Origin of the sequence: Blautia sp. MSK17_66, assembly GCF_020538025.1 — a bacterium.
GTDB lineage: Bacteria > Bacillota > Clostridia > Lachnospirales > Lachnospiraceae > Blautia_A.
In genome coordinates this window covers 30,556-56,486 of record NZ_JAJBNQ010000003.1, presented here as the reverse complement: position 1 = coordinate 56,486, position 25,931 = coordinate 30,556, and the positions used below count along the sequence as shown (strand labels likewise).

Here is a 25,931-nt window from a genome sequence, read left to right as displayed (position 1 = left end):
TATTTCCTCCGCTAATCATCATATTATCAGATATTATTTCAGGCGTCCAAGAACGCTTTCGAATGTTTCGTCTGCCATTTTTGTATATTTCTCAAGCATTGCATCTGCTTTTTTGTTAAGCTCTTCTGCATATTCTCTGTCAGCCATGGATTTTGTGTTGATGTAAACATTGAGGCTTGCACCCTGTAATGCTGCTTTACAGAAAGCTGCACCAACACCTGCATCGCTGATTGCAAGTTTGGATCCTTTTGCACCAAATTCAACGATCAGCTCGATTGCTTCACAGCATTTCTCCATGATTTCCATCGGTACAGAGCAGGCATCCTTCAGCACGATCTCCATAACACGCGCTTTTTCTGCCTTTTCTTCTTCTGTTTCTTTTGGCATACCATAGGCTTTGGAAAGTGGTTCAAAAACTTCCGCATCTCTTTCGATCAGACGAAGGAAATCCTTCTGAAGCTGATCGCATTTTGCTTTGAGCTCCCACATTTCATCCTCTACGTCTGCATATTTCTTCTTACCTACAGTAAGACTGCCTACCATGTTTCCAAGGGCTGTACCAACCGCACCAACCAAAGCTGATGCTCCACCGCCGCCCGGTACCGGGGCTTTAGAGGCGAGGACTTCTACGAATTCTGTGCATGTGCTAGTGGAAAATCCCATTTTTTCTCCTCCGGAAAAAGGTGACCCAATAAAAGGGGCTTTTTTCTTCTATTTTCTTTTATTATAATAATCTTTTTAGGATAAATCCTAAGACCTGTTACATATTTGGAAATATGTGAAACCCTCTGAGGGGGACTATCTCAAAGTTGCGAAGGCCGAAAGTCCCCCTCAGACTCCCCCTGTTTGGCCACGCATTATAGAAATAACAAGCAAGCTTCCGCGTGGCCCGGTGGGGTGCGCGAGGGGAGAGCGGCCTTCGCAACTGTGAGCGCCCTCCCCTCGCAAAGGTTTTCTTATTTTCCAAAATATAATTTACCCTGCTTTATAAAGCAAAAAATTAACCTTTTAGATATGAGACTATTTCTTAGAAAAGTCCAGTGATCTTTCCGGTCTCGTCTACATCGATTCTCTCAGCAGCCGGTACTTTCGGGAGTCCCGGCATGGTCATGATCTCGCCTGTGAGGGCTACGATGAAGCCTGCACCTGCGGAAATCTTGAGGTTACGTACAGTAACTTCGAAGTCTGTCGGTGCACCGAGTTTGGTCTGGTCATCTGTCAGGCTGTACTGTGTCTTGGCTACGCAGATCGGGCAGTTGCCGAATCCGAGAGCCTCAAGCTGTTTTGCCTGTTTCTGGGCATTTGCTGTAAGAACTACTTTCTTACCACCGTATACTTTCTGTACAATCTGGTTCAGCTTGTCCTCGATAGAACCTTCCAGTTCGTATGCGTAGGAGAAGTCGTTTGGTTCTTCAACCAGACGGATCACTTCTTCTGCAAGTTTGATTCCGCCTTCGCCGCCTTTTGCCCATACTTCAGAAAGAGCAACGTTTACACCGAGTTCTTTACATTTTGCTTCTACAAAGTCAAGCTCTGCCTTTGTATCTGTCGGGAATGCATTGATAGCAACTACGCATGGAAGTTTGTATACGTTCTTGATATTGCTTACGTGTTTCAGAAGGTTCGGGATACCTTTCTCCAGTGCTTCCAGGTTCTCGTTGTTGAGGTCAGCTTTTGCCACGCCGCCGTTGTATTTCAGGGCACGTACAGTAGCTACGATAACTACTGCACTTGGATGCAGGTCTGCCATACGGCATTTGATATCCAGGAATTTCTCTGCTCCGAGGTCTGCACCGAAGCCGGCTTCTGTGATCGCATAATCAGCAAGCTTCATAGCCATCTTTGTAGCGGTTACGGAGTTACATCCATGAGCGATGTTTGCGAATGGTCCGCCGTGAACGATCGCCGGAACATGCTCCAGTGTCTGTACAAGGTTTGGTTTCAGGGCATCCTTGAGGAGGGCTGTCATAGCACCTTCTGCATGAAGATCTCCGGCTGTTACCGGTTTCTGCTCGGAAACTTTACCGTATGTATATCCGATGATGATTCTGGAAAGTCTTTCTTTCAGGTCTTTGATGTCACTTGCAAGACAGAGAACTGCCATGATCTCAGATGCAACTGTGATGTCATATCCGTCTTCACGAGGCATTCCGTTTGTCTTTCCGCCGAGTCCGTCTACTACATTACGAAGCTGACGGTCGTTCATATCCACGCATCTTCTCCATGTGATCTTACGTGGGTCGATGTTCAGTGCATTGCCCTGGAAGATATGGTTGTCGATCATTGCTGCAAGAAGGTTGTTTGCTGCACCGATTGCATGGAAATCACCTGTAAAATGAAGGTTGATGTCTTCCATTGGAACTACCTGTGCATATCCGCCGCCTGCTGCACCGCCCTTAACACCGAATACCGGTCCGAGAGATGGCTCACGAAGTGCTACCATAACGCTCTTGCCAAGCTTCTGCATACCATCAGCAAGACCTACGGTTGTAGTGGTCTTTCCTTCACCTGCCGGTGTCGGGTTGATCGCGGTTACGAGGATCAGTTTGCCGTCCTTTTTGTCACTTTCTTTCAGAAGATTGTAGTCGATTTTTGCTTTGTATTTACCATACTGCTCCAGATATTTGTCATCAATACCTGCTTTCTCTGCAATCTTGGTAATCGGCTCCATTGTGCACTCCTGTGCGATTTCGATGTCACTTTTGAATCCCATAGTATTACCTCCCGCGTTTTATTTTTATTATATACAATGAGGATTTCCCTCTTTTTGTATTCAGAGGTCTGACATGGTAAAGATCAGATCACTTTTGCAAAGGATTTAAGTGATCCGATGATCACATCTCCCATAACGGCCATGTCTTCCGCCTGGAAGGATACCGGGAAATTATCGGAAAACAGGATCTGTGAGGACGGTGGAAATTCATCATCACCCTCCCACAGGATCATCTGTACCAGATATCCCGGAAAGATTTCAAGCTGGTATGCAATATCGCCATGTGCTACAGGAACACAGTGGATATGCTCCATGATCGCCTGAAAATCCTTAATACGATTTCCGTAGGAGAAAGCCAGACGCTTGATGCATCTGCCGTCAAACTGTCTTAAGTAGACCTCTCCCCACGGCATCTCGCGATAAGTTTTGAATTTACCGGTGCCACTCGATGCGGCACCATTCAGCAGAAAACGGATGGTCAGAGTTCTGGCATACACCATAGTTTCCAGAGGGTAGAATCCCATATCATCTGCTTCGTGGGTAATCTCAAATTCCGGCCAGGAAATAAAATATACTGTTCCAAGGAATTTCAGCGTAAAAAGCTTCTGCTCTTTGTCATAGGAGATTCCAAGTCTCTGAGCAATCTCCTCCGGGTCCGCGGATTGATACTGCTGCAGATAATGTTCCCATGGAAGACGTTCTTTGCTGTCTTTGTCATAGCCTAATTTATCTCCCACGGATTCATTTCCGACAGTTTCTGCCTGATTTGTCTTTATGTCTTTTGCGTCAGAACTCATAATTCACCTCTAAAATTTTAAGTATTGTCATATCCACGAATCGCTCCACCATTACACAGCTTCACGCTTCCAGGATATCATCTCTGCTGTACATTCGGGAACATAGACGCATCTGTATGAGGAATGAAGCATGCTCCTACGAATTCATCCATATAGGTCGGAACGGTAGAAAGCTCCATATAAGTCATATTCGATGCCAGTTCATAAGTCTTTTTCTCTGCCTGTGTGGAAAGCAGCATCAAATATGCACCGGTCAGGGATGAGTTTCCGATGTAGTGGAATTTTTCCAGCGGTACATCCGGGAACATTCCGATATTGACAGCATTCTGCATATTGATACCGCTGCCGATACCACCGGCAACATAAACGTCATCGATCATGGATACATCAAAGTCCAGAGAAGACAGCATCGTGCGGATTGCTGAGAAAATTGCTCCCTTGGCACGGATAAAGTTGTCAATGTCGACCTCTGTGATCTCCACATCTTTGGCAGAACCGGCTTCCTCCTCAAAGGCGATCACATAGCTTCCCATTCCATAATGGTCATGACGGACTCTCTTTCCTTCCCGGACAAATTTGCCCTTCGGATTGATGATTCCTGTCATATAAAGCTCACTGATCACATCGATAATACCGGAACCGCATAAACCAACCGGTTTGGTTCCCGGATCACCGACAACCCTGTAGGTCGGCTCCATGGTTTCTTTGTCGATGGTGCACGCCTCGATCGCACCGTCTGTCGCACGCATACCACAGCTGATATCTCCGCCCTCAAATGCAGGGCCGGCAGAGCATGCACAGCTCATCATAAAGTCAGAATTTCCAAATACAAGTTCTCCGTTGGTACCAAGGTCTATGAACAAAGAAAATTCTGGTCTGTTCCAGATCATGCTCACCAGAGTACCTGCAGTGATATCTCCACCCACATAGCTTCCGATATTCGGAGCAATGATGATGTGAGCGTCTTTATTAATTTCAATGTTCACATCTGATGCAAACATGGAATTTGTCTTAAAGAATGCCGGAATATACGGTTCTGTACGAAGATAGTCCGCATTGATCCCTGCAAACAGATGATTCATAGTTGTATTGGATGCCACGCACATACGATAAATCTGCTCTTCCGGGAAATGAATGCTTCTGCACATTTCGTGGATCATCGGATTGATCGTCTCACTGATCACAGCATCCTGGAGTTTCTTGATTCCGCCCGGTTTGGTCGTCTCAATGATACGGTTGATGACATCCGCACCATAACGGATCTGTCCGTTTCCGGCGGAACCTTTGGCAAGGATTTCTCCTGTTGCCATATTGATAAGTACGGCAGAAACAGTTGTTGTACCAATATCTACTGCCAGTCCGCCCATAACAACATCTTCTTTGCTGTCAAAGATGTCATACACAAACATATCATCCGGTGTAACACGTACAACACATTTTACCGAAAATTTCGCTGCTCGGAGTACATCCGGCAGTTTACGAAGAACAGCATACGGAACCCGGATTCTTTTCAGATTCATAAATTTCCGAAGTGCTCTTGTCAGTCGCTCAACATCCGGCATCGTATCATCCAGAGTCGGCTCAGACATCTGAAGTTCTACGACTTCCAGACTGTTTCTCAGCTGAATACCTGTTGATTCAACCTCAGATTTTGCTTTTTCAAAAATTGCAATTTCTTCTTTAGAACTTAAGTCGGCAACCTTCATTCTGCTCTTGTACGCAGAAGCGATATCCGGCACCAGTACTTCCACGTCAGCACTGATCTTGCTCATGCAGGCAAGACGCCATCCCTTCTCAAATTCCTCGTCTGAAATATGAAGTGTCTTTTTTGAGTCCAGTTCCCCGCCTTTTAACTGCACCCTACATTTTCCGCAGGCTCCATTACCGGAACACGGTGCATCGATTGCAACATTGGCACCACGTGCAACCTCAAGCAGATTATCCCCCGCATTGGCAAATACTTCTACCTTACTGCCATTTTCAAATGCAAACGTTACCTTAAACATATGGTAACCACCTTTCTCGCCTCGTGAATACTATAGTCCACACCTGTGGCGTTGGGAGTTAGACTTATAAAAAAAGCCAGAGGCCGCGAAGCCTCCAGCCTTTTATTTTTTACAGCCGTATAAAAGTCGGACTGATTAGATTTCCAGATAGGAATCTGCGTACAGGTAGTTGTTTTTGATGATATCACAGGATTTGATTGTTTCCATCAGACGCAGGTCGTTAGGGTTAACGATTGCGGATGTAAGTCCCTGCATCATAGCCATAGCTACCATAGCGGAGTCCATGATCGGACGGATGTGTTTCGGCATACCGTTGGAGTTGTTGGAAAGACCACCGGTGCTCTTCATTCCCATATCAGAGATCATTTTGATGAATTCAAGAACTTCCATCTGTTTGTCCTGCATTCCTTTGATAACCAGGAATAACGGGTCAAACCACATGTCGTTCTCAACGTCCATGCCATGCTCCATACCTCTTTCCATAAGAGTCTGCATGTACATCATACGTTCGTCATTGTCTTTTGCGATTCCTTCGCCGTTGCAAAGAGCGATAACGATTGCATCGTTAGCTGCTGCAACATCAACATAGCCGATTCTTCCTGCTGCATCGGCAGAGTTTACGATCGGTTTTCCTTTGGAACGGTTGTATACGGAGATACCAGCTTCGATAGCTGCGATGTTGGAAGTATCCAGTGCCAGCGGAACATTGTCGAAGTTGCTCTGCAGAAGCTCTACAGCCCATTTCATCAGTTCCGGTCCATCATTCTCAGCTGGTCCGATGTTTACATCAAGATATGTAGCACCTGCGTCAAGCTGCTGTTTTGCTCTTTTGAGGATCGGCTCAGGATCTCTCTCTGTGAATGCTTTATTTACTGCTGGTGCTGTTGTGGAAAGTCTCTCTCCAATTGTAACAAATTTTCCCATACCTGTGTATCTCCTTTTCATAGTTTTATAAATGCCCGGAGGCAAGCCTGATGCGGCCTCCGGCATATTTTGTTGGCAATTATGCCTGCATATCTTTTAAGAATTTCACAAGCTGTACTGCTTCTCTAGGTCCTACGATGATCTCCCATCCCGGAAGTTTTGCTTCAAGGTCGCCCTTGAGAACTGCTACTTTACCTGGGATAACAAGCTTACGGCATTTAACCTTCGGCTCAACTTCTGTCTTGATGTACTCAGAAATGCTGGTGCTGGAGAATTTACCAGCTGCCCAGGATGTCAGTACGGAAAGTCCGCCTGCATCGTTGATAACCAGGTTAAGCGGAACACCGGAACGCTCCAGCTCGCCGGAAACTACGAAATATGTAAGAGCGAAGTCTACGGTTGTAACAACGAGGGAGTTCTCGTCTGCACCGTTGAGTGGGTAGATACCCGGCTCTACTTTCATCGGCTTCTGCGGGTCTGTGTAAACGTTCTGACGAAGACCGAACAGTGGAAGTGCCTCTGCATAGGTCATCTGCTCCATAACGATGATGGAACCATATTTCATTGTGAATACGGAAGCAAGTGCTGCCTGTAAATGATGATCACCTCTGGCAATTTTAACCAGGTTTACGATGGACGGATATCCAAATGTTCTATCCTGGTCTTTCAGAGCTGCACGACGAACCTGTACAGTGTTTGCAAAGGTTTCTTTGATGTCAGCGCCTGTTGTGTCAAGAACAAGGTTCTTGTTGCCAAGTTTTTCAAGAGCTGCTACGGTGTCATAGAGCTCGTTTAAGTCTTTTCCGGATACTCCGAGAACTACTCCAGCTTCTGTAGCAACAGCGTTCATTGCCTCATAGTTGGAAGCGTTTGCTCCGTTGAGAACCGGTTTTCCGTCCTTGCATACTTCAAGAGCTGCTTTTGCGATTTCAGGATCTGTACATCCAAGAACGAGAGTTCTTCCCAGACCATTTGCTTTTTCTACCAGTGCTGTGTATTTTGCAGCATCAGCACCTTCGCCGCAGTTTACATATACAAGTTCTACATGCATTCTCTCACCGATACGGTCATAGTCTACATGTGGGATTGCTGCAAGTTTAGCCTCAACCTCTGCGTCATCCATGCATGTGCACAGAGCTACAGCGTATCTCGGTTTGCTTACAAATGTTTTTTCGTGTCTGAACAGAACAGTTTCTCCTCCGAGAGTAAACTCTGCATCGCCTGTTCCGATTTTGATTGTCTTCATCGGCGGAGCAGTTGCCTCAGACAGGGAAGCCAGTGCTTCATCGGACATATGTGGACACTGCTCAATCTGCATTGCGCCCTGTGCAACTTTCATGGAGAAAGCCATACATGTCGGACATCCACATTCCTTACAGTTTTTCTTTGGTGTTAATTTAAAAATCTGAATACCATTCAGTGCCATAGCTATTTATTCCTCCTATTATTCCTTACGCAAGTGCTTTGATCAGTTTGGAAATTGTCTTAACAGATTCCGGATGTCTTAAGATTACGGCATCAGAACCAGCAGCAAGGTCTGCTGCTGCAGTCATAACTTCCATGTCGATTCCACGCTCGTCTGCTGATCCCCATTCAGGCATATCAGCTTCAGAAGCTGTAGCTTCTTTTACTGCCCATGTTTCTGCGGATACAGGAGTAATAATTGGCATCTGCAGCATATTGTCGTTCTGACCTAATGCTGCACCTTTGATACGGTCCATAGTGGAAACTACGTACTCATATCCGTAACCAGCTGCTGCACTGCCGATGTTCATAACGATCTTCTTCGCATCAACACCAAGCTGTGTAGTAACAACGTTTAACTGTTTTGCAAGGTTGATATCAACGGCTGACTCAGCACCAACGATCTGATTGTAAGCAAGACCTGCTGCTGCACCGATTGCTTTGTAGTTTTCTTCTTTTTCGGAAAGAAGAAGTGCATTTCTTCCCTGAAGAACCTCTGCAACTTTCGGAAGAAGTTCCGCATCCTTCTCCACGTTCTTGCAGCCTTCTACAACGAGTGGACAGTCGATAGCTGCTGCCACTTCTTTAACAACCTCGATAAGTTCTTCAACAGATTTGTTTGCTCCGTTCGGGTCTCCACCATCCAGGATAAGAGCAACAAAATCAGCTCCTTCAATAGCTGCTGCTTTCTGAGCGATCTCAGCCATTGTAGTAGCTCCTTCATAATAAGCTTTTACGCCTTCAGAGAATTCATCCAGTCCAAGGTCAGAGATCTCAACACCAATTTTGGCTGTGTTCTCTGTTGGTGCATCAAAAGTATAGAACGGGAAAGAATTTTCTCCACCGATTGTCACAGTCTTATCTCCGCTTCCGATTGTGACAGCGTTAATCTTTGCATTAAATTTCTGTGGTTTCTGATTAAACGGCATTTCTCATAAGCCTCCTCTTAATTATTAATTACTCAAATTGCATATAGCATTATACTACATAAAATTACCAGTTACAAGTAACATGGCGTATTTATGTTAAAAATATATCAAAAATAGTTACCTGTGCAAACGACTTGCACTGTCACAGAGATAAACCCTGAATTTTCCTGCATAAACCTTAAAATTCTCTCTCAGCCCGTTGCTTACTCAACTTTACGCTGCGATTCGAATTTCAGATAAACTCTGAATTTTCCTGCGTGAACCTTAAAACTCTCTCTCAGCTCGTTGCTTACGCAACTTTACGCTGCGATTCGAATTTCAAGGTTAAACCCCCGGGTCAGGAGTGCAAGCAACTCCTGACCCTCGAGGGGTTTACATCATTGGGTCCATTGCAAGTGCCGGATGGCCTTTTTCGGTAAGGAATGCTACCAGTGTCTCCGGATCTTCTGCTACGGTCTCATCACCGATCATATCTGTGAAGTTTTCGATTCCGTAGAGTTCCTGAGCTGTCTTATTCAGACGGTCTGCAACAAATTCCTTCAGTTCTTTCGGCATCCATACGATACGTTCGATACCGCCCTCAGCCTTCATAAATTTCTTGGAGGAGATGAAATGTTTTCCATGTCCCATGAATCCAGGAGTCTGAACACCACCGCCTGTCATAGAAGCCATTTCAGGGAAGGTCATACCAAGTGGTGTCATACCAGCATACTCACGGTTTGCGATAACAACACCGTTGGAGAATGGCTCGATACCACAGATACATTCGAAGCATCCGCAGGATGTCATCGGGTCCTGCATAATGGAGTACAGAGTAACGTGCTCCAGAGCACCCTGAGAGAATTTCTGAACTGCTTCATCAACGTCTTCGTAAGAACCAAGGTTCTCATCAATCGGACGTTCTTTTGTGATTACCTGGCAAGGTCCGTTAGGATCAAGCTGATGGGTTGCTTTTGCATCCAGCCATGAAACAGCACCGCAAAGACCAAGTCTCTCTGGTGTTACTACGCAGACATGGCTCGGAGAGAATGCCTGGCAGAGGATACAGCTGTAGTATACATCTACAGATTCATCTGTCAGAGTATCAAGACGCTCATCACGTTTGTCAAAGATCGGGATTGCAACTTCATGACGGATTCTTGTACATTCTGCCGGATCTGTATAGATAACAACTTCGCATTTGTCAACAACTGCGTCAAACTCATTTTTAACAGAAGCGTAAAGAACTTCACCGATGTGTTTGATCTTGAATCCTGCGTTGAATGCATCAATGCTGATACGGATACGCTGCATATCACGCTGTCCTGTATGGTATACACCCTCGATGCAGTTGATGTAGTTGTGGAATTTACGCTCGATAACCGGTTCAAAGTCTGGCTGCATGTTCTTGCCTGCAACTTTAACAATATATGCGATGCTGTTCTTGCTTCCAAGTTCCATGTCATCTACTTCCGGTCCGACTACTGTGATCTTGTGGTCTTCAATTTCAGAAGCATCACAGGTCTGTACAAGCTCTGCACAGTCTACACGGGAACCATCGAATTCAACCTGCATATCTTTACGACGGATGATCTCACCTTCGAATGCAGATGCGAAGGAAACCGGGATATCGATGTTTGTGATCTTGATCTTGATGTCACGTGCTTCAAGAGATGTAGCATTGAATTTGCTTACGTCTTCCTGAACGATCAGGCTCTTCGGTACACGGAAGATATTCTCTGTTTCGTTTGTAACTACCGGGAATCCAAGTGCGATGGCACCTGCACCACAAGCTACGATCACGTCATCCAGAGGTTTGAATGCGTTAACGAATGCCGGTACACGGTCCATTGTATATTTCATCAGTGTGCCTGCATCTCCAGGTGTTACGTTACCGAAGATCAGGGCTGCACGAAGTGCTACGGATACTACATGGATAACTGCTGTAACGTCTTTGCCAAGCGGGATAACACGTACGTTTGCGCCTGTCTTCATTCCTGCTTCTGCAACCTGGTCGATGATTCCGCCAACCAGTGTTACCAGGATACCCTGTGCCTGATAGCTCTTAACAAGAGCAACACCTTCTTCTACGGACGGAGCAGATCCGAGGATTACAGCTACACCAGGGATATCTCCTGTTACAAGCGGTACACCAAGCTCACGGATCACAGCATCTGCAAGATGTCCGTAGCATGGTTCTTCGTATGGTACTGCACCATCGAGATATTTCAGAACTTCGATGAACTCTGCGCAGAGTGCTGTAGCAACACCTGACATGAATGCATCATTTAATCTTTTTTCTCTTGTCATCAGAGTTTTAACAACGCCAAGAGCTTCTTTTAATTCTTTTAATGTTGTAACTTTTGTTCCTGTTACAGCGTAGTAACAAGGAAGGCTGTATGCGGTGTTCGGGAAGCTGACAGCTTTGTCTTCGCCAAATTTAGCGATTGCTCCATCGATAGCACCCTCTGTTAAACCATATACAGCATCGTTTCCGCTGAATACTCTATCAAATAAAGTCACGTTAATACCTCCTGTTTTTAAAGACTTGAATTCTGATCAATCTTTTCTTTTATTTTTGTGATTTCTGCTGTTACAGTCTTGCTGAAATCATAAGGGGATTTACCCTGACGGTCAGCATCGATAACCTCCGTATTGTAATGGAGTATGCCAAGAAGGTCTTCTGCCGGGATTCTGGAACGGATAAATTCCTCATCCTCTGTGTTTCTGACCTTGTTTGCCACAACCTTAACCTGTGCTACTCCAAGGTCACTGGCAAGACGCTTGACATTTTTGTATGTCTGTACACTTCTTGCACCCGGTTCGATCACTACGATAAATGCGTCAACTCCCTCTGTGGTTCCTCTGCCGAGATGTTCCAGGCCGGCTTCCATATCAAGAATCACCACATCTTCTCTTCTCAACACCAGATTGTTAATAATACGTTTCAGCATTACATGCTCCGGACATACACATCCGCCGCCGCCTGTCTCGACAGTTCCCAGGACAAGGAGCCGTACGCCGTTGCAGACCTTACCGTATTTATCCGGAATATCGTCTACCTTTGGGTTCAGATGATAGAACTGATTTCCTGCAGTTGCTCCTGTACGTTCCTCCACAAGCTTACGCATTTTGGAGATCGGCACGATAGAATCCAGTGTTTCTTCATCAAATCCCAGCGCCAGGCCAAGATTTGCATCCGGATCCACATCTGCTGCAAGTACCGGTCTGCCCTCTGCTGCATACAACCTCGCGAGCGTTGCTGCAAAAGTAGTTTTGCCTACGCCGCCTTTTCCTGTAACTGCTATTTTCATTTTATGTCATCCACCTTTTATTACAATTTTAGATTACAGCAGATTAGATTCCTAATGCTGTTCTCTTTTCTTCAATTCTTTCGATCATCAGATCAACTAATTTCTCGATATCAGTTTCTACTGTGTAAGCAGCACCTGTCCATTTTCTTGTTCCTTCTGTAAGAAGTTCAGCCATCTCTGAAGAACCGGAAACATATGGATCAACACCAAGGAAGGTATCAATACCAGTACCTACTACGTAGTTACCGATGGATACAGCTTTTTCAGACATCCACTCAGGAGCACATCCGACTACCGGAAGCTGATTGATCTGAAGTCCTGAATCTTTTGCAAGTTCTGCAGCCAGGATCATCATACGGGAGATATCTACACAGGATCCCATGTGGAGTACTGGCGGGATATCAGCCAGTTCACAGACACGTTTCAGACCTGCACCGCAGAGTTCTCTTGCGGATTTGTCCATCAGACCAGCTTTTGCAGCTGCCTGTGCGGAACATCCGGAAGCGATGATGATGATATCGTTTGCGATACATTTCTTCATTAATTCGATATGTGCGTAGTCAGGACGGATCTTCGGGTTGTTACATCCAACCATAGCAACAGCACCACGGATAACACCGGAAGTGATGCACTCAAGTAACGGTTTGGTTGTTCCTGTTACATCAACCTGAGAGTTTGTAACACCGTCAAGAACTTTAAGGATTGCTTCTACGGAGTAACCAACAGTAGCTTTCTGTTTCAGCTGCGGGATATGTACAAGCTCTGGTTTTCTGTTCTTGAAGTTATCGATAGCCATCTTAACGATTGCTTTTGCGTTTTCTCCTGCTGTCTCAGCGTTGAATCTGATAAATTCAGAATCCGGCATCTGAGCGATCGGAGAAGTTGTGATAAATTTGGTGTGGAAGCATTTGCTCAGAGGTCCTAATGCAGGGAAGATACACTGAACATCAACTACGATTGCTTCGCAGGCACCTGTCAGTACTACGTTTTCCTGCTGCAGGAAGTTACCAGCCATCGGAACACCACGACGCATAGCTACTTCGTTTGAAGTACAGCATACACCGGAAACTGTGATTCCTTTAGCTCCTACGGATTTTGCATAATCGATCATTTCTTTGCTGTCTGCATATTCACAGATCATCTCGGAAAGGCTCGGGTCATGGCCGTGTACAACGATGTTTACGTTTTCTTCAACCATTACACCAAGGTTAGCTTCTGTATCAATCGGCTTCGGAGTTCCGAACAGTACGTCAGAGAACTCTGTTCCCATCATGGAACCGCCCCATCCATCAGCCATACCGCAGCGAAGGGACTGTTTTACAAGTGCTTCCGGAAGGGAAGAACATCCCATATGAGCCATATGCATGGAACTTGCAACCTCACGGTCGATAGCACGAGGTGCGATTTCGTTCTCGATCAGTTTTTCTTTCTGTCCTGCCGGCATCCTGTCAAGGAATCTCTGATATCCGAATGGTTTACCATATTCCATCAGACCGATCTCAGCCATCTCATGAGCCAGATCATAGATATCTTTTCCTTCTGTTTCTACGCCCCATTCTTTTGCGATACGAAGCAGTTTCTCAGGGTCTTTTACCTTATAGTTTCCGTCTTCTTTTGCACAGTACAGTGTGTGGCAGATCTCACGACCGTGATCAGAATGAGTTGCTGCACCGCCTGCTGTGAATTTCAGGAAGTTTCTTCCTACGATACCATGTGCGTCACATCCGCAGATACCTCTCGGAGCCTTAGGTGTGATACGGCATGGTCCCATAGCACAGATTCGACAGCAGATACCCTGCTCGCCGAACTTACAGTGTGGAGTCTGGTTCTTTACACGAAGCTGCCAAGCGTCTGCGCCTACCTTTGCGCCAGTTTCCAACAGTCTGTTGGTAGCAGCTTCAAATTCTTCCACTGTAGTTAATTTGAATTCACTCATTATAGACCTCCTTTGATGATACATGAATGAGTCATGTATTTTTACCTTTCTATAAAGTTTTATATAATAACCCGCAAGACAGAACCCATCCCCGCCCATGGGTTATTTCCTGTAAAAAATGCTGCCGGATATTGACAGATTCCGGCATATTCTGTAATACTTCTCCGCTTTGTCAGCAGAGAAAACGTAAGTTCCCAGCTGCACTTCCTGCTCTTTGCAGTGGCAGAAGGGGACTTACTCGATTCAATTATAAGTCTAATTTACCGGCGATTTCTCTCAGTGCTTTCTTGACCGGATTATCCTCCGGAAGGCTTGCTGTAGGTTTACCCTCACAGTCATATTCATAGACGGCATCATCCTGAGGTACCACACCCAGAAGATGAAGTCCCTGGTTTGCGATTTCCTCCTTGATTCCCTCGTTCAGTTCGCCCTTCGGTGCCCGGTTGACGATCAGTCCCACCGTGCTCGGTTTCATATTGCATTCTTCGATCAGCTTCGCGATCCTTCCGACAGCCTGAATTCCTCTGCGTGAGCAGTCGCTCACCAGGATCGCTGTCTGCATGGACGGAAGAACACCTCGACTGATATGTTCCATACCCGCCTCATTATCCACTACAATATATGGATAATGGTTCTGATATTTAGCAAGCTGTGCCTGAAGAAGACCATTTACGTAACAGTAGCATCCCTTGCCCTGCGTTCTGCCCATTACAAGCAGATCAAAATCATCCTCCTCAACCAGTGCATCCTCAAATCTCATTTCGGCATAATCTGCCTTGGTCATTCCTTTTGGGATCGGACTTTCCTTTGCGATCTCTGCCTGTGCAATCTCCTCACGTACGTCGCCGAGAGTTGTGTCAACCTCAACTCCGAGGACTTCATTCAGGTTGGAGTTTGCATCTGCATCCACTGCAAGGATCGGCCCTTTGCCCTGTTCGCAGAGATACTGGATCAGCATCCCGCATAAAGTAGTTTTACCTACGCCGCCTTTACCGGCGACGGCAATCACATGTGCCATATTAAAGAGTGCCTCCTACTCAATTTCCGCTTTTATTTCTGTGCAGCTGCCTTTTAGCTGCATCATCTGTTGCGTTCAGTCTTCACAGCAAAGCTTTACAATGCTGTTAGCCAGATCTACCATGAGGATACGTCCCTCTACGACACGCTCATCACCCATGATATCTCTGAGGATCAGTTTATTCCCATCCACGTCAATTCTGGATACATTTTTGAATATAACAGAATTATCGCTTTCTTTATATACCGTTGCAAGACACATATAAGTCATCCCTTTCTGTTGTGTTGTGTCATTCAGTATTGCTGCTGTTACATAGTATTATTTCATTTCTTCCTTAACAAGAGTCAGGGCAAGTCCCAAGCGCATATTACCCTTCTGGAAATCTGCCACAGCTTCTCTGATCGTTCTGGCTGAGCCTGTAAGATCCATCTTCTCCAGGTTGTCTGCCATCTGATCGAGTTCTGCTGCATGATGCTCGTTATGCTGCAGCATATAAGTCAGAAGTGCGATGGTTTCTTTCTTGCAGTCTCCGCCTTCGCAGGAACCGCAGTGACTCTGGTCTGCGCATCCACCTTCATGGGTATGTGCATGCTCGCCATCTCCATGAGAATGGGAGTGTGTATGGGTCACACCGTCCGCATGTGTGTGTTCATGGGTATGTCCCTCTGTATGCTCATGTCCGTGCTGGACAAGATTTCCGTTTTCATCTTTGATCAAGTGCATTGTGTCTACTCCTTTCTGCACGAATTCCTGTCCCTCCGTTTATTGTTTCCCACGTTCACAGGCAGATATTCTGTCTTAAACGTAACAAACTTATGACAAGAATTTATCAATTAAACTTATTATACATCTTTTTTTCTCGTTTATCAAGGAGATAATATGAAAAATTCCACAAAAACGAAGAGGTTAGGCATTCTTTTTTTTACGTTTTTTCAAGTCATTTTGTTGTTTTAGTTGTTACAAAAATAACGCATATGTCTTTTTTTTAACGTTGTTTATATTTCATTATTTTCTAGCTTTTTGCGCATACTGTATCAAATTTTTAATATATTTGATGTTCTTCTTTCACATTTTCGTGTTATAATATATAAAAATTTTCAAAAAAGCAAGCAAGGAGGATACACTTTGACTACTTCCGTATTCTTAAATAACGACAGAACCATGCCGCTTCTGGGACTTGGTTTATATAAAGCAACTGCCGATGATGAAGCTGAGAATGCCATTGCCGCAGCAGTAAAGAATGGCTATCGTCTGATTGACACCGCTTCTGCATATAAGAACGAAGAGAATGTCGGACGCGGCATTGCACGGTGCGGCATTCCGAGGAAGGATCTGTTCATAACCACCAAGATCTGGAACAACGCTCAGCGTCTCGGAGATGTCGATGGTGCTTTTCAGCGAAGTCTGGATCGCCTCGGTCTTGATTACATTGATCTTTATCTTATTCACTGGCCGGTTCCGGGCTGTTATCTGAACACTTGGAAGGAAATGGAGAAATTCCTCGAATCCGGCCGTGCCCTTTCTATCGGTGTCAGCAATTTTGAGATTCGTCATCTCGAAGAGCTCCGCAAGGTATCTGGTATTGTCCCTGCGGTAAATCAGATTGAATGTCATCCTCTCTGTTATCCGAAGGAGCTTATTGAATACTGTCAGGCAAATGGGATCCAGGTGCAGGCCTATGCCCCTCTGGCACGTGGTGCTTATCTGGATAATGATATTCTCTGCGTCCTTGGCACAAAGTATGCACATACTCCTGCACAGGTCGGTCTTCGCTGGGCCGTCCAGAAGGGAATCTCCGTTATTCCAAAATCCGTTCATCCGGACCGCATTGCTTCCAATGCACGGATTTTTGACTTTGAGATTGAGCAGGAAGATATGGATCTTCTTGATACACTTAACGAGAACTTCCACAGTGCCAGCATTCCGGAGGATCTGCGGGATATTGTTTTCTGATAATTTTGTCTGCGATATTCCGATATGATTTCTGTCAGGATCACACAGCACGTCAAAAGCCGATGAGCAGAACTTACAACTGTCTCATCGGCTTTTATTGTTACTGTTCACTCCGTTCACAGGTAACCTTTTATTTATTATTATTCAAATCTTATATAGCTTATCTTCTGATAAAGCCATCTATTCTGTCTTTATACTGTTCTTTACCACGGAAGCATCGGTGTTTCCACCTTTTTGTCGCGAAGCATCAGATCTCTGACTGCATCTGCCGCCGGCTTGTTTTCAAACAGGACTTCGTTGACTTCCATGATGATCGGCATTTCTACCCCATATTTCTCGGCAAGACTTTTGGCCGCCTTGGCAGAATAAACACCTTCTACAACCATCTTGACTTCATCCATCGCCTGCTGCATGGTATAGCCCTGTCCGATCAGGTAACCTGCCTTACGGTTACGACTGTGAACACTCGCACAGGTTACGATCAGATCACCGATCCCGGTAAGTCCTCCGAAAGTTTCCATGCGCGCTCCCATCTTTGTTCCAAGACGTGCAATCTCGGCAATCCCTCTTGTGATCAGTGCCGCCTTCGTGTTGTCACCATAACCAAGTCCGTCTGCTGTTCCTGCTGCAAGAGCGATCACATTCTTAAGAGAGCCGCCAAGTTCTACCCCAAGCATATCCGGTGTCGTATATACACGAAATACTGGACTCATAAAAATCCCCTGAAGATACTCCGCTGTTTCCCGCTCAGGCCCGCTAATCACACAGGTGGTCGGGATTCCTCTTCCCACCTCTTCCGCATGACTCGGTCCGGAAAGCACATATACAGCTGCTGCCGGAATTTCTTCACTGATGATATCTGTCATCGTCATCAGTGTGTTCTCTTCGATTCCCTTGGCAACATTGACAATAATCTGCCCTTTCTTTACATCAGGTGCCATCAGTTTTGATGTGCTTCTGATATACGGAGACGGTACGGCCAGCACAAGCACTTCTGCTGTTTCGATGCAGTCTTTCAGGTCTGCTGTAATATCAATATCCTCCGGGATATGTACTCCCGGAAGCTTGGAAGTAAGCTCTCTTGTTTCCCTCAGAGCATCTACCTCTTCCTGAAATCTTGACCAGAGACGCACCTCATGTCCGTTATTGCTCAGAAGAATAGAAAGTGCAGTTCCCCAGCTTCCTGCTCCCAGTACACTGATTTTTGCCATATATCCTACCTACCATTTAACCTTTCTTTGATTTTCCAAGAAATACTTTATTTTCTTTTCCGTGTGCCAGCCTCACAATATTAGCCCTGTGTCTCCAGAACGCAAGACAAGTCAGAAAAGCCATCACCACATACATTTCCAGCGTATGTGAAGGGTCCATTCCATATCCGCCATGTTCGCCACGCACGATCAGTGCGATCAGTGCAACCAGATAAGCAGTCAGCGAACACAGAGAAACATAATGTGTCAGGGCAAAGATCACAAAGAATACAACCGCACACAGAACAAACAATCTCCAGTCAAAAGCAAGCAGAAATCCCACGGAGGCAGCAATTCCCTTGCCGCCGCGGAATCCCAGATTTATCGGGAAATTGTGTCCGAGGACACATCCTGCTGCCGCATAGATTGCAAGCAGCGGCAGAATGTCTGACGCAGAATTTCGAAAAATGAGACGTACAGCCACGATCGCCAGTACACATTTCAGGCAGTCGCCAAGAAGTGTCATGGCACCGGCCTTCTTGCCAAAGGTACGGAGGGCATTGGTGGTTCCCGCATTGCCGCTTCCATGCTCGCGGATGTCTGTCTTATGCATTTTTCCAATAATATAGGATGTCTGAAACAGCCCAAAAATATAACCAATCAGAAGAGATACCAAACGTTCTGTCATTTTATCAGCTCTTTTCCCCGCGTTCACGGATAATAAACTTCAGTGGTGTGCCACGGAAACCAAATGCATCTCTGACTTTATTCTCAATATAACGTGTATAAGAGAAGTGCATCAGTTCTTTGTCATTTACAAAGATAACAAATGTCGGCGGGCGTACGCCAACCTGTGTCATGTAAAAGATCTTGAGACGTTTTCCTCTGTCAGACGGCGGCTGCTGCATGGCAACGACTTCGGAAAGAATCTCATTCAGGACACCTGTCTGAATACGAAGTGTCTGGTTCTCAATGACCGCATCGATTGTCTCAAACAGCTTCGGCAGACGCTGACCTGTTTTGGCGGAAATGAATACAAGTTCTGCATACGGCATGTACGCCAGCACTTCCCTGATACGGTTTGTGTGCTTGTAAATAGTCTTGTCATCCTTCTCAACTGCATCCCATTTATTGACTGCGATAATGACACCCTTACCACGCTCATGTGCGATTCCGGCGATCTTGGCATCCTGCTCGGTAACTCCCTCGGTCGCATCGATCACAATCACGACAACATGTGCACGCTCTACAGCCGTAACCGTACGAATTACGCTGTAACGTTCAATCTCTTCCTTGATCTTGCCCTTACGACGAAGACCTGCAGTATCAATAAAAATATATTCCTTGCCCTGCCATTTCACTTTCGCATCGACAGCATCACGAGTGGTTCCGGCAATATCAGATACAATCACACGATCCTCACCGAGAAGGCGATTGATGAGGGAAGACTTACCTACGTTAGGCTTACCTACAACGGCGATCTTCGGAATATCGTCGTCTTCTTCTGTATCAAGTCCTTCCGGAAATTCCTTGACAATTTCATCCAGCATATCACCAAGTCCGGTGCGGTTTGCTGCTGAAATCGGAATCGGTTCTCCAATGCCAAGATTATAGAACTCATAAACGTCCATCATATATTTCTGAACGCTGTCCACTTTGTTTACAACAAGAACCACTGGTTTCTGGCTGCGGCGCAGCATATCTGCCACCTTTGCATCAGAATCTACAAGTCCCTGCTGCACATCGGTAATAAACACGATCACATCCGCGGTATCAATGGCGATCTGTGCCTGCTCTCTCATCTGAGAGAGAATGATGTCTCCGCTGTCCGGCTCAATTCCACCGGTATCAATCATGGTAAAGGATTTATCCAGCCAGGTTACATCTGCATAGATTCTGTCACGGGTAACTCCCGGTGTATCTTTTACAATTGATATCATCTCGCCTGCCAGGGCATTAAACAATGTGGATTTACCGACATTAGGCCTCCCCACAATTGCCACTACTGGTTTGCTCATACATTTGTCTCCTTATCTGTTTTTTATTCTGAACGGGATCCAGTACCGAAGATACCAGATCTTCTCCGCCTTCATCTACAATTATGATCTCTCTTCCCAGAGCTTCTGAGATCTCCTCAACCGTCAGGTCATCCAGAAAGACATTCTCTCCGCTCCGCAGCATGTTACATGGGATCAGAAGCCTCTCTCCCAACTTACGCTTAAGAAGCTGTTCTTTCAGATCAGTGCCTGTGATCAGTCCGGAAACCGTGATCTTCTCACCGAAGAAATTATTTCTGATCGTGATCACCTCATATTCCAGTTTCGGATATTTCGTCGAGATTTTTCTCAGGCATTCCTCTATATAAGGTGCTGCGAGCTTACCGGTCGCAACGGTAACGGATCTCGGTTTCTCATCGCCCACACGCTTCTCTATTGCTTCCTGCACCTCGGTGTCAAGAAGTCTCAGCATCCCCACTCCGTTCTCAAGCTGAAGATAGCCATCATAGCGTTCTTCCTCAGGAAGTGTCTGTCCTGCAAGGATATACCACTCATCCGAAGCATGAATGAAATGGATTCCATGTTTCTGATACATTTTGTCCTGCCAGCGATGGATCTGCTCCAGAACCCGGATTGCATCCTCACGCTCGAAGCTCTCCAGCGGATAAAGCCCGTCACGGAATTTTGTCAGACCGACCGGAACCACGGACACGCTCTGAAGGACCGGTGCATATTCCGAAAGCTTCTCCAGGCTGTATTCCAGTTCTTCTCCGTCGTTGACTCCTTTACACAGAACGATCTGCCCGTTCATGATGATCCCCGCTTCATAAAGCTGGTCTACTTTCTTGAGGGCATCTCCCGCAAAACGGTTGTGCAGCATTTTACAGCGCAGTTCCGGATTCATTGCCTGAAAGGAAACATTGATCGGTGACAGATGATATTTGATCACCCTTTGAATATCATCCTGACTCATATTTGTCAGTGTCACATAGTTTCCCTGAAGAAATGAAAGTCTGGAGTCATCATCCTTAAAATAAAGGGTTTCTCGCATTCCCGGCGGCATCTGGTCGATAAAACAGAACATACAGTGATTACTGCAGGAACGATACTCATCCATCAGTCCGTTCTCAAATTCTATCCCCAGATCCTCATCATAATCCTTCTCTACTTCCAGCTCCCAGATTTCTCCGTCCGCCTTCTCTATAAGAAGTTCTATATATTCATCATTCATCAGATAACGGTAGTCAAAAACATCCTCCACCGGCTGATGATTAATCTCTGCCAGCACATCTCCCGGTTCCAGCTCCAGTTCTTCGCCAATGCTTCCAGGAAGAACTCTGGAAATTATGTGTTTCTTTTTTTTCATGATTTTCCTTTCTTTGTACATTCGGACACGCCTTCGTTCATGCCCGATTATTATTATCATAACAATTTCGGGAGTAAAAATCAATAAATTCCTTGACGGGATTTAGGGCAAATGTTATAAATATAATAGGACTCAGTTTGAAAAACTATACCTAGGAGGAATATTATGCCAAATATAGAGTTACTTGAAAAAGCAACCCCAGTTGCTCCGATCCGCATCGCAGCACTTGCCGGATGTCAGGACCTTGCAAAAGAGGTTGACAAGAAGCTTGTAAAATTCCGTAAAGAACTTATAGCCAAGAAGAAACCCAGCACTGTACCACAGGGATACAGCCTTCCTTCTTTCCTTGTAGAATGTGAATGTGTACGCTTCGGTACCGGCGAGGGCAAGGGTTATATCAAAGAGTCTGTACGTGGTGCCGACCTTTTTATCATGGTGGATATCACAAACTACACAGAAACTTATACTGTCTGTGGTCATGAGAACCACATGTCCCCGGACAACCACTATCAGGATCTCAAACGAATCATCTCCGCAGCTACCGGTAAGGCTCATCGTATCAACGTGATCATGCCATTCCTTTATGAAGGACGTCAGCACCGCCGTACCAAGAGAGAATCTCTTGACTGTGCACTGATGCTCAAGGAACTGAGTGATATGGGTGTTTCCAACTTCATCACTTTCGACGCACATGATCCGCGTGTACAGAACTCTATCCCGCTGAACGGTTTCGACAACTTCTTCCCGACCTATCAGTTCCTTAAGGCACTGGTCAAGGATGTTAAGGACTTCAAGCTCGACAACGATCACCTGATGATCATCAGCCCGGATGAGGGAGCTATGTCACGAGCAGTATATTTCTCAAACATCCTCGGCGTCGATATGGGTATGTTCTACAAACGCCGCGATTACTCCACTATTGTAAACGGCAAGAACCCTATCGTTGCTCATGAGTTCCTTGGCGATTCCGTTGAGGGCAAGGATGTTGTTATCATCGATGATATGATCTCTTCCGGAGAGAGTATGCTCGATGTTGCAAAGCAGATCAAAGAGCGTCACGCAAAACGTGTCTTCATCTGCACTACTTACGGTCTGTTCACAGATGGTCTTAAGAAATTTGATGAATACTACGAAAAGGGCTGGATCGATAAGGTGATCACCACCAACTTAAACTACCGCGATCCGGAACTCCTCGAGAAACCATATTACATTGAAGCAAATATGAGCAAATATCTCGCAAGTATTATGGATATCATCAACCACGACCTGTCTGTAGAGAAGGTACGTTCCAGCAACGATAAGATCATGGAGCTTATGGAGAAAGTCAATAAGTGCTGATTTATCTGCCAAATAACATTTATGGGCTGTATACCGTTTTTATCCGTACGGTATGCAGCCCATTTTCTTTGTCGATATCTTTTATTTCGTTTTCTTTATTCCCAGAAACGCTCCAAGATTTCCCCTTTTGCCATGTGATGCCCTGTGAGAAAAAAGGAACTCCGGATTGCAGCAGGTGCACAGGTTCGGAAGGGAGATATGTTCCTCTCTGATTCCCGCTTCCAGCATGATCTGATGGTTCGCCTCCCAGAGATCCAGCTGATATTTTCCGTCCGGTTTTCCATAAAACAGAGAATCCCACTGTTCTTCTGCAAAATTCTCCTTAAACTGTTCAATCACATCCTCACTAACCTCATAGCAGTCCTGGCAGATAGAAGGTCCTACTGCAGCATAGATTTCTGACGGCTCAGAGCCGAACTCTTCCTGCATTCTCCGAACAGTAACCGCACCGATTTTTGCCACTGTTCCTCTCCAGCCGGAATGAGAAAGTCCGATCGCACGATGTACCGGATCAATGAAGTACAACGGCACACAATCCGCATAAAACGTTGCAAGTACCAGTCCCGGAACATTGGTGATCATTCCATCCACATCTGTGTACGGTCTTGGCCTTGTGATGCCGTTTCCACGGTCTTTTTCTGTGACAAGGCGGACATTCGCCGTATGTGTCTGATCAGAGGTTACAATATCGTTCATATCGAAGCCTGCGGCATCGGCCATTCTCTTATAATTTTCTTTTACCGCTTCCTCTTTGTCCCCTCTGGTAAAACTCAGATTCATAGAGGAATAAATTCCCTCACTGACACCTCCAAGCCTGGTGCTGAAGGCATGCACAAATCCGGGCAGTTTATCAAATTCCGGATAAGTAAGATAAGTCACGCCCTCTCTTGTATTTACCCGCATTTTGGGTTTCTCTTCCTGATGCCATTTTATATCTGTCATCAATATCCTCCTTCTGTGTTTTATCCACAGTAATCAAAGGCATTCCTGATCCAGTGGATCTCTTCTCCGTCGATCGCCACCACATCAAATCTGCAGGGAGGTTCTCCATATCCATAACGCAGAAGATAAAACTGTGCCGCCCGGCTGATCCGGCGCTGCTTCCTGATATCAACTGCTGCTGCCGCCTCTCCCGAGATCGCCGTGGCCCGGTATTTCACCTCCACGAATACAAGATAGTTTCCATCCCTGGCTACCAGATCGATTTCTCCGCTCCGGCAGAAAAAATTCCTCTCAAGAATCCTTACTCCCTGTTTTTCCAGAAAGGCAGCCGCCTGCTCTTCATGACGACTGCCTGTTTTACGTTTGTTAATACGCTGTCTCTCTTTTCTTTTTGTGTGTCGGTATCTTTTGTAAGAAAGTCTGGCATATGGTCTTAAACCACACGCCGATTATACAAAATGCGTAATAAAACTTGCTCTGTGGATCGGGGTTGGTCCATATTTTTTGAGTGCCTCAATATGCTCAGCGGAACCGTATCCCTTATTGGATGCAAATCCATATCCGGGAAGCGCACTGTCATATTCGACCATCATCCTGTCCCTTGTTACCTTTGCAACGATGCTGGCCGCTGCAATGGACGCGCTTTTGGCATCTCCCTTGATGATTGGAACCTGCGGGATCGTTACTCCCGGGATCGTTACCGCGTCATTGAGAAGAAGCTGCGGAGTGACCTTCAGTTTACTAATAGCTTCCCGCATTGCCTCATAGGTCGCCTGCAGAATATTGATCTCGTCAATCCTCTGCGGACTTGCCATACCAATACCTACCGCTATTGCTTTCTCCATGATAACATCATAAAGCTCTTCTCTTTTGTTCGCAGTAAGTTTCTTTGAATCATTCAGATAGAGGATATCGTGATCTTTCGGAAGGATCACTGCACAGGCTACTACAGGACCTGCCAGCGGGCCTCTTCCCACCTCATCAATCCCGCAGAGATATCCCAGATGTTCATATTCATGTTCGTAGTGCATCATTTCTTCCATGCGGAGCTTTTCCTTCTGGATGTTCGCAAGCTTCTTCTGATACTGCTGAATAATCTTCTGCACCCCGCTTCGTTCATCATCCGCATATTTCTGACAGAGTCCGTTCCACTGCTCTTCAGCTGCCGCGGCAAATTCTGCCTTGATTTCACCGATCTTTTTCATCTGCTTTTACCTGCTCTGCCCATTCAAGAGTAATTCGTCCGATCTTGCCGCCACGGAAATCGTCAAAAATCAGTCCGGAGGCTTTGACATAATCCAGTTCTTCTCCCCGTTTCAGACAGCCTCTTGCCTTTGCAATTGCTTCCAGAGTTTCAAGCGGCGTACCTTCCTCAGAAATGCCATAGCGTTTCTCAAGAAAGCCCGGATAATCCTTCTTAAGCTTCTCCAGAAGCCAGAGGGCAAGTTCTTCGATATTCAGGATATCATCCTTGATAGAGCCGACGCAGGCCAGACGGATGCCGACCAGCTGATCCTCAAATTTCGGCCAGAGAATTCCCGGTGTATCCAGAAGCTCTACATTCTTATTCAGGCGGATCCACTGTTTTCCCTTTGTCACGCCAGGCTTGTTTCCGGTTTTGGCGCAGGCCTTCCCTGCAAAGGTATTGATAAACGTAGACTTCCCTACATTTGGGATACCTGCCACCATGGCACGGATCGGACGGTTTTTGATTCCTCTTCTCCTGTCACGCTCAATCTTTTCTTTGCATGCTTCCTGGATCACATTCTGGATTGTCTTCATTCCTGCCCCATTACGCGAATCCACCTTCACCACATAAAATCCCTTGCTCTGAAAATATTCTTTCCAGGCCTCATTCTGTCTCTCATCTGCAAGATCTGCCTTGTTCAGAAGTATCAGACGGGATTTATTCTGTCCAAGCTGATCTATGTCCGGATTTCTACTGGAGAGCGGCACTCTAGCATCCACCAGTTCTATGATCAGATCGATCAGCTTTAAGTCTTCCTGCATCTGTCGTTTTGCCTTGGTCATATGACCAGGGTACCATTGTATATTCATATCTGTC

General features: G+C 45.8%; 23 protein-coding genes. 2 read left to right on the top strand and 21 right to left on the bottom strand.

The genetic code is table 11. From position 1 onward, the window contains the following. Positions 1-33: 33 nt before the first annotated feature. The 13 genes from LIR34_RS02425 to LIR34_RS02365 form a co-directional block, all read right to left on the bottom strand. Positions 34-663, bottom strand: coding sequence for a cyclodeaminase/cyclohydrolase family protein (locus LIR34_RS02425; protein ID WP_022214498.1), 630 nt, complete (start codon positions 661-663; stop codon positions 34-36). Positions 664-1,027: 364 nt separating this feature from the next. Then, positions 1,028-2,713 carry a formate--tetrahydrofolate ligase gene (locus LIR34_RS02420; RefSeq protein ID WP_173901987.1) on the bottom strand — a complete coding sequence of 562 codons (1,686 nt, stop codon included), beginning with the start codon at positions 2,711-2,713 and terminating at the stop codon, positions 1,028-1,030. Positions 2,714-2,796: 83 nt separating this feature from the next. Then, the gene (locus tag LIR34_RS02415; protein WP_161285902.1) at positions 2,797-3,510 is read right to left on the bottom strand and encodes a DUF3786 domain-containing protein; all 714 of its coding nucleotides are present in this window, start codon (positions 3,508-3,510) and stop codon (positions 2,797-2,799) included. Positions 3,511-3,587: 77 nt separating this feature from the next. Continuing rightward, on the bottom strand, positions 3,588-5,516 hold the full coding sequence (gene acsV, locus LIR34_RS02410) for a corrinoid activation/regeneration protein AcsV (RefSeq protein ID WP_161285903.1): 1,929 nt from the start codon (positions 5,514-5,516) through the stop codon (positions 3,588-3,590). Between the two features lie 135 nt (positions 5,517-5,651). Beyond that, entirely contained in the window at positions 5,652-6,440 is a 789-nt protein-coding gene (gene acsE / locus LIR34_RS02405; protein ID WP_161285904.1) for a carbon monoxide dehydrogenase/acetyl-CoA synthase methytransferase subunit, read from the bottom strand. Between the two features lie 79 nt (positions 6,441-6,519). Then, positions 6,520-7,866: an acetyl-CoA decarbonylase/synthase complex subunit gamma gene (gene acsC / locus LIR34_RS02400; protein ID WP_173901988.1), complete on the bottom strand. Its 1,347-nt coding sequence runs from the start codon at positions 7,864-7,866 to the stop codon at positions 6,520-6,522. Positions 7,867-7,891: 25 nt separating this feature from the next. Then, the gene (gene acsD, locus LIR34_RS02395) at positions 7,892-8,833 is read right to left on the bottom strand and encodes an acetyl-CoA decarbonylase/synthase complex subunit delta (protein ID WP_161285906.1); all 942 of its coding nucleotides are present in this window, start codon (positions 8,831-8,833) and stop codon (positions 7,892-7,894) included. A 372-nt stretch (positions 8,834-9,205) separates the two neighbouring features. After that, positions 9,206-11,335: an acetyl-CoA decarbonylase/synthase complex subunit alpha/beta gene (gene acsB, locus LIR34_RS02390; RefSeq protein ID WP_161285907.1), complete on the bottom strand. Its 2,130-nt coding sequence runs from the start codon at positions 11,333-11,335 to the stop codon at positions 9,206-9,208. Positions 11,336-11,352: 17 nt separating this feature from the next. Further along, positions 11,353-12,126 (bottom strand): ATP-binding protein, encoded by a 774-nt coding sequence (locus LIR34_RS02385; RefSeq protein ID WP_173901989.1) that lies wholly within the window; start codon positions 12,124-12,126, stop codon positions 11,353-11,355. Between the two features lie 43 nt (positions 12,127-12,169). Continuing rightward, the gene (cooS, locus tag LIR34_RS02380; protein ID WP_161285909.1) at positions 12,170-14,062 is read right to left on the bottom strand and encodes an anaerobic carbon-monoxide dehydrogenase catalytic subunit; all 1,893 of its coding nucleotides are present in this window, start codon (positions 14,060-14,062) and stop codon (positions 12,170-12,172) included. Positions 14,063-14,309: 247 nt separating this feature from the next. After that, entirely contained in the window at positions 14,310-15,080 is a 771-nt protein-coding gene (locus LIR34_RS02375; protein WP_173901990.1) for an ATP-binding protein, read from the bottom strand. A gap of 75 nt (positions 15,081-15,155) precedes the next feature. After that, complete coding sequence (locus tag LIR34_RS02370; RefSeq protein ID WP_161285939.1) at positions 15,156-15,341, bottom strand: CooT family nickel-binding protein; 186 nt, start codon at positions 15,339-15,341, stop codon at positions 15,156-15,158. Between the two features lie 57 nt (positions 15,342-15,398). After that, complete coding sequence (locus LIR34_RS02365; protein ID WP_173901991.1) at positions 15,399-15,803, bottom strand: cobalt transporter; 405 nt, start codon at positions 15,801-15,803, stop codon at positions 15,399-15,401. A 402-nt stretch (positions 15,804-16,205) separates the two neighbouring features. Here LIR34_RS02365 and LIR34_RS02360 point away from each other — a divergent pair, with 402 nt between their 5' ends. After that, a complete protein-coding gene (locus LIR34_RS02360) occupies positions 16,206-17,033 on the top strand; it encodes an aldo/keto reductase (protein WP_276530621.1) in 828 nt (275 codons plus the stop codon). Between the two features lie 203 nt (positions 17,034-17,236). Here LIR34_RS02360 and LIR34_RS02355 read toward each other — a convergent pair whose 3' ends face one another. The 4 genes from LIR34_RS02355 to LIR34_RS02340 are packed head-to-tail and all read right to left on the bottom strand — an operon-like array spanning position 17,237 to position 21,586. After that, entirely contained in the window at positions 17,237-18,244 is a 1,008-nt protein-coding gene (locus LIR34_RS02355; RefSeq protein WP_161285912.1) for an NAD(P)H-dependent glycerol-3-phosphate dehydrogenase, read from the bottom strand. Between the two features lie 16 nt (positions 18,245-18,260). Continuing rightward, the gene (gene plsY, locus LIR34_RS02350; RefSeq protein WP_173901992.1) at positions 18,261-18,911 is read right to left on the bottom strand and encodes a glycerol-3-phosphate 1-O-acyltransferase PlsY; all 651 of its coding nucleotides are present in this window, start codon (positions 18,909-18,911) and stop codon (positions 18,261-18,263) included. A 4-nt stretch (positions 18,912-18,915) separates the two neighbouring features. After that, entirely contained in the window at positions 18,916-20,241 is a 1,326-nt protein-coding gene (gene der, locus LIR34_RS02345) for a ribosome biogenesis GTPase Der (protein ID WP_173901993.1), read from the bottom strand. Further along, positions 20,204-21,586: a DUF512 domain-containing protein gene (locus LIR34_RS02340; RefSeq protein ID WP_173901994.1), complete on the bottom strand. Its 1,383-nt coding sequence runs from the start codon at positions 21,584-21,586 to the stop codon at positions 20,204-20,206. Before LIR34_RS02340 ends, der begins: the two co-directional genes overlap by 38 nt. 165 nt (positions 21,587-21,751) lie before the next feature. Between LIR34_RS02340 and LIR34_RS02335 the strand changes: the two genes are divergently transcribed. Further along, on the top strand, positions 21,752-22,924 hold the full coding sequence (locus LIR34_RS02335; protein WP_161285931.1) for a ribose-phosphate pyrophosphokinase: 1,173 nt from the start codon (positions 21,752-21,754) through the stop codon (positions 22,922-22,924). A gap of 81 nt (positions 22,925-23,005) precedes the next feature. On the opposite strand, the gene pgeF is transcribed toward LIR34_RS02335, so the two are convergent. The 4 genes from pgeF to ylqF all read right to left on the bottom strand — a co-directional run bounded on the left by pgeF (position 23,006) and on the right by ylqF (position 25,924). Continuing rightward, the gene (gene pgeF, locus LIR34_RS02330) at positions 23,006-23,866 is read right to left on the bottom strand and encodes a peptidoglycan editing factor PgeF (protein ID WP_244092178.1); all 861 of its coding nucleotides are present in this window, start codon (positions 23,864-23,866) and stop codon (positions 23,006-23,008) included. A 20-nt stretch (positions 23,867-23,886) separates the two neighbouring features. Next, entirely contained in the window at positions 23,887-24,237 is a 351-nt protein-coding gene (locus LIR34_RS02325; RefSeq protein ID WP_173902016.1) for a YraN family protein, read from the bottom strand. Between the two features lie 78 nt (positions 24,238-24,315). Beyond that, the gene (locus tag LIR34_RS02320; protein WP_173901995.1) at positions 24,316-25,071 is read right to left on the bottom strand and encodes a ribonuclease HII; all 756 of its coding nucleotides are present in this window, start codon (positions 25,069-25,071) and stop codon (positions 24,316-24,318) included. Next, positions 25,055-25,924 (bottom strand): ribosome biogenesis GTPase YlqF, encoded by an 870-nt coding sequence (gene ylqF / locus LIR34_RS02315; protein WP_161285933.1) that lies wholly within the window; start codon positions 25,922-25,924, stop codon positions 25,055-25,057. The genes LIR34_RS02320 and ylqF overlap by 17 nt, the downstream gene beginning before the upstream one ends. Positions 25,925-25,931 lie beyond the last annotated feature (7 nt).

Bases quoted from the DNA above. Each gene is read 5' to 3' on its own strand.
- LIR34_RS02320 (WP_173901995.1), bottom strand. From the start codon at position 25,071: ATGAAAAAGATCGGTGAAATCAAGGCAGAATTTGCCGCGGCAGCTGAA.
- LIR34_RS02375 (WP_173901990.1), bottom strand. From the start codon at position 15,080: ATGGCACATGTGATTGCCGTCGCCGGTAAAGGCGGCGTAGGTAAAACT.
- ylqF (WP_161285933.1), bottom strand. From the start codon at position 25,924: ATGAATATACAATGGTACCCTGGTCATATGACCAAGGCAAAACGACAG.
- LIR34_RS02420 (WP_173901987.1), bottom strand. From the start codon at position 2,713: ATGGGATTCAAAAGTGACATCGAAATCGCACAGGAGTGCACAATGGAG.
- acsV (WP_161285903.1), bottom strand. From the start codon at position 5,516: ATGTTTAAGGTAACGTTTGCATTTGAAAATGGCAGTAAGGTAGAAGTA.
- LIR34_RS02415 (WP_161285902.1), bottom strand. From the start codon at position 3,510: ATGAGTTCTGACGCAAAAGACATAAAGACAAATCAGGCAGAAACTGTC.
- LIR34_RS02370 (WP_161285939.1), bottom strand. From the start codon at position 15,341: ATGTGTCTTGCAACGGTATATAAAGAAAGCGATAATTCTGTTATATTC.
- LIR34_RS02425 (WP_022214498.1), bottom strand. From the start codon at position 663: ATGGGATTTTCCACTAGCACATGCACAGAATTCGTAGAAGTCCTCGCC.
- plsY (WP_173901992.1), bottom strand. From the start codon at position 18,911: ATGACAGAACGTTTGGTATCTCTTCTGATTGGTTATATTTTTGGGCTG.
- LIR34_RS02365 (WP_173901991.1), bottom strand. From the start codon at position 15,803: ATGCACTTGATCAAAGATGAAAACGGAAATCTTGTCCAGCACGGACAT.
- cooS (WP_161285909.1), bottom strand. From the start codon at position 14,062: ATGAGTGAATTCAAATTAACTACAGTGGAAGAATTTGAAGCTGCTACC.
- LIR34_RS02340 (WP_173901994.1), bottom strand. From the start codon at position 21,586: ATGAAAAAAAAGAAACACATAATTTCCAGAGTTCTTCCTGGAAGCATT.
- LIR34_RS02385 (WP_173901989.1), bottom strand. From the start codon at position 12,126: ATGAAAATAGCAGTTACAGGAAAAGGCGGCGTAGGCAAAACTACTTTT.
- LIR34_RS02335 (WP_161285931.1), top strand. From the start codon at position 21,752: ATGCCAAATATAGAGTTACTTGAAAAAGCAACCCCAGTTGCTCCGATC.
- acsC (WP_173901988.1), bottom strand. From the start codon at position 7,866: ATGGCACTGAATGGTATTCAGATTTTTAAATTAACACCAAAGAAAAAC.
- LIR34_RS02355 (WP_161285912.1), bottom strand. From the start codon at position 18,244: ATGGCAAAAATCAGTGTACTGGGAGCAGGAAGCTGGGGAACTGCACTT.
- der (WP_173901993.1), bottom strand. From the start codon at position 20,241: ATGAGCAAACCAGTAGTGGCAATTGTGGGGAGGCCTAATGTCGGTAAA.
- acsE (WP_161285904.1), bottom strand. From the start codon at position 6,440: ATGGGAAAATTTGTTACAATTGGAGAGAGACTTTCCACAACAGCACCA.
- pgeF (WP_244092178.1), bottom strand. From the start codon at position 23,866: ATGACAGATATAAAATGGCATCAGGAAGAGAAACCCAAAATGCGGGTA.
- acsD (WP_161285906.1), bottom strand. From the start codon at position 8,833: ATGCCGTTTAATCAGAAACCACAGAAATTTAATGCAAAGATTAACGCT.